Origin of the sequence: Pseudoalteromonas sp. MMG013, from assembly GCF_018100885.1 — a bacterium.
In the GTDB taxonomy this organism is placed as follows: domain Bacteria; phylum Pseudomonadota; class Gammaproteobacteria; order Enterobacterales; family Alteromonadaceae; genus Pseudoalteromonas; species Pseudoalteromonas aurantia.
In genome coordinates this window covers 1-870 of sequence record NZ_JAGJEE010000085.1, presented here as the reverse complement: position 1 = coordinate 870, position 870 = coordinate 1, and the positions used below count along the sequence as shown (strand labels likewise).

Here is an 870-nt window from a genome sequence, read left to right as displayed (position 1 = left end):
TTGTCTGCATCAGATATCAGTTCAGCCGGCTTGATTGGGGGCTTGGTGACGAACACCGTGACAGGCGGTAAAACGGTTGCGCAATATTTAACAGACAAAGTGGCGTCAGGGGCGTCGTTCCATGAGCAGCTAGCATATAACACCCGTGGTTTGGTGGCCCTTAAAACCGATGCGCAAGGGTATGAAACACGCTTTGCGTATAATGCCTTTGCCCAATTGGCGAAGCAGTCACAACAAAGCCATGCGAGTGTGTTGGATAAACAACGTCATGATGCAGGTAAGCAAATCACAGACACCACCTTTAACTACGATGGCCGAGGGTTATTAACCTCTACGGTTATCAGTGGGGCGGGGCTGAGTCAAAGTAGCAGTAAAACATACGACGCGTTTGGGCGAGTAGTCACTGTGACTGATGGTAATGGTAACCCAACCACAATAGCTCACAGTGTTGATATTGCCTCAGACAAAGCGGGCCGTAAAGTGGTGAGCACGCAAGTGGTTGATGGTGCCACGCGCACCATCGAAACGCTGTATGACATGCTAGGACGTAAACTGTCGGTTCAAAATGCCACAGGGGATGTGACGCGCTATCAGTATGATGATGGGGCGAACAGCATCATGGTCACACAGCCGAATGGCACGTCAGTGAAAACAACCCGCAACGCCCTAGGCAAAGTGGCCTCGGTGGCGCAGTACGATGCAGCAGGCATAGAGCTGAGTGTCAGCACTTATCACTATGATAAGAATGCCAACTTAGTTGAAACTCGCTTGAATGGGCAAATGCAAACACGCACGGCGTTTGATAAGAACAATCGGGCGCATCGCGTCACCGATGCCAATGGTCACCAAGTTGAAACCCAATATGATGAG

The 870-nt window shown here is 50.5% G+C and carries 1 protein-coding gene; it reads left to right on the top strand.

The window, feature by feature from the left end; all coding sequences use genetic code 11:
* Positions 1–45 precede the first annotated feature (45 nt).
* On the top strand, positions 46–870 hold an 825-nt coding region (locus J8L98_RS24435), incomplete at its 3' end, for a hypothetical protein (protein WP_210998658.1).